The sequence below is a fragment of the Arenibaculum sp. genome, assembly GCF_035998295.1.
Lineage (GTDB): Bacteria > Pseudomonadota > Alphaproteobacteria > Azospirillales > Azospirillaceae > DASYHS01.
Genome location: NZ_DASYHS010000228.1, coordinates 1 through 1,713, shown reverse-complemented (window position 1 = coordinate 1,713; position 1,713 = coordinate 1). Strand labels below are relative to the sequence as shown.

1 protein-coding gene is annotated in these 1,713 nt (G+C 73.6%); it reads right to left on the bottom strand.

Annotated elements, in window-relative coordinates; translation table 11 throughout:
* Positions 1 to 1,649 (bottom strand): DEAD/DEAH box helicase (locus VGO20_RS22105; protein WP_327504552.1); only part of this gene is annotated, 1,649 nt, incomplete at its 3' end.
* Positions 1,650 to 1,713: the final 64 nt, after the last annotated feature.

Below are 1,713 nucleotides of genomic sequence, written 5' to 3'. Positions count from 1 at the left end.
CCGCTGCCGGGCCGTTGCTTCGGGCTCGCTCCCGCCTCGGCCAGCGGCTCGATGCGGATGTCGGCGTCCTCCTCCGCGGTGCGCCGCAGGGCGGCCTTGAACTGTTCGGCGGCATGGCGCGCGACCTCGAACCGGGTCTCCCGGTCGAAGATGCGGATGCCGCCGACCTCCCGCTTCGTGACATGGCCGCGCCGGCAGATCAGCGGCAGCAGCCAGCGCGGATCGGCGTTGCGGCTGCGGCCGACATTCATGCGGAACCAGACCGTGTCCTCCGGTCCCTGGAACCGGCCCGGGGCTCCGGCCGGACCGCGATCCGGCCCCCGGTCGGAGCTCCGATCCGGCCCGACATCCAGCAGGTCCTCCGGCGCCGGCAGGCGCGCGCGATGCAGGCGGACGAAGGCGGCGGCGACCTCCTCGGCGCTGCGCCCGGCGAGCAGCGCCGCGGCGATCGAACGCTCCTCCTCCGTCGGCTCCTCGCTCCATATGGCGTCCTGGAGCAGGCGCTCGCGGTCGCGGTTCCGGATTTCGTCCGCGGTCGGGGGCGTGGCCCAGGCCGCCGTCACCCCGGCCGTCGTCAGCAGCCGCTCGGCCTGGCGCCGCCGGGTGTGCGGGACCAGAAGCACGGCCACGCCCTTGCGGCCGGCGCGGCCCGTGCGCCCGCTCCGGTGAAGAAGGACGTCCCTGCCCTTCGGCAGGTCGGCATGGACCACGAGCCCGAGATCGGGCAGGTCGATGCCGCGCGCTGCGACGTCGGTCGCGATGCAGACGCGCGCCCGGTTGTCCCGCAGGGCCTGGAGCGCGTGGTTGCGCTCGCTCTGGCTCAATTCGCCCGAGAGCGCGACCGCGGCGAAGCCGCGTTCCACCAGCTTGCCGTGGAGCTGGCGCACCGCTTCGCGCGTGGCGCAGAAGACCAGCGCCCCCCGGACCTCGAAATAGCGCAGCACGTTGACCACGGCGTGCTCGACGTCGTTGGGCGCGATCCGGTAGGCGCGGTACTCGATGTCGCCGTGCGGCTCGTCCTTGACGGTGGTCGCGATCCGCAGCGCGTCCTTCTGGTAACGCCGCGCGAGCGAGGCGATCTCCTTCGGGATCGTGGCCGAGAACAGCAGCGTCCGGCGCTCGGCCGGCGCCGCGTCCAGCAGGAACTCCAGATCCTCCCGGAACCCGAGATCCAGCATCTCGTCCGCCTCGTCGAGGACGATGGCCGCGAGCTGGCCCGTTTCCAGCCGGCCGCGCTCGAGATGGTCGCGCAGGCGGCCGGGCGTCCCGACGACGATGTGGGCCCCCTGGGCCAGGGCACGCTGCTCGCGCCTTATGTCCATCCCGCCGACGCAGGACGCGACCCGGGCGCCGGCCGGGCCGTAGAGCCAGACCAGTTCCCGGTGGACCTGGAGCGCCAGTTCGCGGGTCGGCGCCACCACCAGAGCGCGCGGCGCGGCGGCGGTGCCGAGCCCGCCTCCGTCGAGTAGGGTCGAGGCGAGCGCCAGGCCATAGGCGACGGTCTTGCCGGAACCGGTCTGGGCGGAGACGAGCAGGTCGCGGCCGTCGGTGTCGGGCTGGAGCACGGCCGCCTGCACCGGGGTCGCTTCTGCATAGCCGCGCTCCGTGAGCGCTTGGGCGAGGTCGGGATGGGCGCGCGTAAAGGACATCTGGGAAAGGCCGTCTCGTATCGGGATTGCTCTGCTCGTCGTCTGCCGCCGCCGGGGCGGCAGC